Consider the following 2,799-nt stretch of genomic DNA (forward strand, 5'->3'; position numbering starts at 1 on the left):
TGTGGGAGCGAGCCTGCTCGCGATGGGGTCGGCACAGCCAATTCAAAAATCAGCTCAAACCGTCATCCGCAACCGCGCCAGATCCCGCAGCGGCGGCGCGCCGAACAGGCGGCTGTACTCGCGGCTGAACTGCGAAGGGCTTTCATACCCCACCCGATACCCCGCCGCCGAGGCTTCCAGGCCTTCGGCCAGCATCAGTCGCCGGGCTTCCTGAAGGCGCAGTTGTTTCTGGTATTGCAGCGGGCTCATGGCCGTCATGGCCTTGAAGCGGTGATGCAGGGTCGAGACGCTGAGGTTCACTTCCCGGGCCAGGTCATCGATGCGCAACGGTTGCTCGAAATGGCCGTTGAGCCATTTGATCGCCTGGCTGATGCGATGGCTCTGACTGTTGGTGATGGCGATTTCGTACAGCCGATAGCCCTGAGGGCTGCGCAGCAGGCGGTACAGGATCTCCCGGCGCACCAGGGGCGCAAGCATGGCGATGTCTTTCGGGCTGTCCAGCAACCGTGTCAGGCGCAACACCGCGTCGAGCATCGGCGTGTCCAGCCGTTCTACATACAGGCCGCGACCGGTGGGGCGCGTCGGTACGCCCAGCGGGCCCGCGTCGGCGATCAGCGCGGTGATTTCCGCCGGATCGATGTCCAGGCGCAGGGCCAGGATCGGTTGATCGGGCGAAACGCTGGCGACGCAACCACTCAGGGGCATCGAGACCGAGACCACCAGGTAATGGAGCGGGTCGTAGTTGAACAACTCGTCGGCCAGGCGCACCTGTTTGCTGCCCTGGGCCATGATGCACAGCGCCGGTCGCGCCAGCACCGGGGCGAATTGATGGGGTTGGCTGTGGCGCGACAGATTCAGCGAGTCGATGGCCGTGGCGTAGCTGCCATCTTCACAGGTATTGCGGGTGATGATCGACGCCAGTTCGGCGCGCTGTTGTTCCAGATGCGTGTCCAGCGGGACGTGGGCGTGGTCAAGCGGCGACATGCCGGAATCCTCGGGAAATGCGGAGCGATGAGCAGAGCTTATGTTTGTGCAAGTTGCAGTGGTAGCCACATCCTGTCGAAAGCTTGCCTGATCCTGCACGGCGCATCGAATCGCAGCGGCATAATGTGACCGAAACTTGCTTGAAACCTTTTGTTTCAACTTTCCCGAATCCTTGCGGATGGAGAACCGCTTGGGTACCGCTCCCGCGCAGGATCGTGCAATGGGTCGGCAGGAATCGACTAACCAGGCTGGCGTCGTGGCGCTTAACCTTTGATCCTGTCGCAGCCTGTCCCGGGCTGCACAACGGATTACCTGGGAGGGTTGAACATGTCTACACAGATCCCCGTCAGTCACATGGCCTTTGTGCGGGCCCGTTCCGGTTGCTCCAAGCCATTGGGTGCACGCCTGAGTACGCTGATCGTGCCTTCGCGCCAGGCGCCCGGATGCCTGCATTTTGCCTTGCAGCAATCGCAATGCGACGCTGATCTGTGGCTGGTGTCCGGGCTCTGGGTCAATCAACAGGCGATGGATGCTTATTTCAACTCCCCGGCCATGGCGATCTTCGCCGAGCTGGTACAGGACCTGGTGGTGAGCAGCCTGGATTTCCACACCTTCCGGGAAGTGTCCGCCGCCCAGGCGACCGAAGGGTGCCTGGCGAAGGTACACAAACTGGCGGGTTGAAGGTTTAATGAGCGTCATTTTCCATCGCCAGGATGCGCAACATGGCACGTAAAGCCTTTGAAACCTTCGAAGCTGTTTCCGCGGTCGTCCCCAAAGAGGGTGGCGGCTACTACGCGGCGATTGCCACCAAAGCCATTGGTGGTTCCGGTGCGCCGCGTTTCAACAAGGTGCTTGAAGAGCAGAGCTTCAAGACGGCCACCGAAGCTGATGACGCTGCTGCCGTGCAACTGACCCATCTCAAGGGTGTCGACGACGAGGGCGAGCTGATCTGGAACCTGCGAGATTAACGTTGTGGGAGCAAGGCTTGCCCGCGATGCTGTCACCTTGGTTCCAAAGACAGACCGCGTTGTTTTCATCGCGGGCAAGCCTTGCTCCCACAGATAATCGCTGTGTCACAGGGTTCGGTGTGCATCTTCTATTGAGGACGATGCATCTTGAATAGCGCCTCGGGACCCAGCTGGAAATAATCCGCCGGCCCGCCGCCGCGCAAAATCGGCTCGGCGGCGGCGGTGTCGTATACCCCATCCTTCAACAACCATTTGGCGATATGCACGGCAACCACTTCGCCGAGGATCAGCCAACTGGGCACCAACGCCTGGTCCGCACGCTGCAACTGGATGATCTGGGTGACCTTGCATTCGAAGGACACCGGGCTTTGCGCGACGCGTGGCACCTGAATCACCCGTGACGCTGCTGGCGTCAAACCGGCCAGTTCGAATTCATTGACCTTTGGCGCGACCATGGCGCAGCTCTGGTTCATCTGCTCGGCCAACGGGCGTGTCGCCAGGTTCCAGGCAAATTCGCCGGTCTGCTCGATGTTGTTCAGGCTGTCTTTGCGCCCGACACTGCAGAAGCCGATGATCGGCGGAATGTAGTTGAAGGCGTTGAAAAAACTGTAGGGCGCCAGGTTCAGGTGCCCTTCGGCGTCCTGGGAGGAAATCCAGCCGATGGGGCGTGGGCCGACGATGGCGTTGAACGGGTCGTGGGGCAGGCCGTGGCCCTGGGCGGGTTCGTAGTAGTGGATGTCGTCGGGCATGGCGGCTGAGGTCCTGGAATGGATTTTGAGATTTCGAGGATAGTGCCGGGGCCAACTGTTTTTGTCAGCACCGCAGAACTTTGTGGGAGCGGGCTTGC

At 60.8% G+C, this 2,799-nt stretch carries 4 protein-coding genes; 2 read left to right on the forward strand and 2 right to left on the reverse strand.

Going from position 1 to position 2,799, the window contains the following annotated elements:
- Nucleotides 1-54: 54 nt before the first annotated feature.
- Complete coding sequence (locus HU811_RS26410) at nt 55-984, reverse strand: AraC family transcriptional regulator (protein ID WP_092393487.1); 930 nt, start codon at nt 982-984, stop codon at nt 55-57.
- Nucleotides 985-1,311: 327 nt separating this feature from the next.
- Between HU811_RS26410 and HU811_RS26415 the strand changes: the two genes are divergently transcribed.
- On the forward strand, nt 1,312-1,665 hold the full coding sequence (locus HU811_RS26415; RefSeq protein ID WP_186659011.1) for a putative quinol monooxygenase: 354 nt from the start codon (nt 1,312-1,314) through the stop codon (nt 1,663-1,665).
- Nucleotides 1,666-1,706: 41 nt separating this feature from the next.
- Nucleotides 1,707-1,952, forward strand: a complete 246-nt coding sequence (locus HU811_RS26420) for a hypothetical protein (RefSeq protein WP_092393481.1) — start codon at nt 1,707-1,709, stop codon at nt 1,950-1,952.
- Nucleotides 1,953-2,080: 128 nt separating this feature from the next.
- On the opposite strand, the gene HU811_RS26425 is transcribed toward HU811_RS26420, so the two are convergent.
- Nucleotides 2,081-2,701, reverse strand: a complete 621-nt coding sequence (locus HU811_RS26425) for a flavin reductase family protein (RefSeq protein WP_186659013.1) — start codon at nt 2,699-2,701, stop codon at nt 2,081-2,083.
- Between the last annotated feature and the right edge of the window lie 98 nt (nt 2,702-2,799).

It is taken from the genome of Pseudomonas tehranensis, from assembly GCF_014268615.1.
Classification (GTDB): Bacteria; Pseudomonadota; Gammaproteobacteria; order Pseudomonadales; family Pseudomonadaceae; genus Aquipseudomonas; species Aquipseudomonas tehranensis.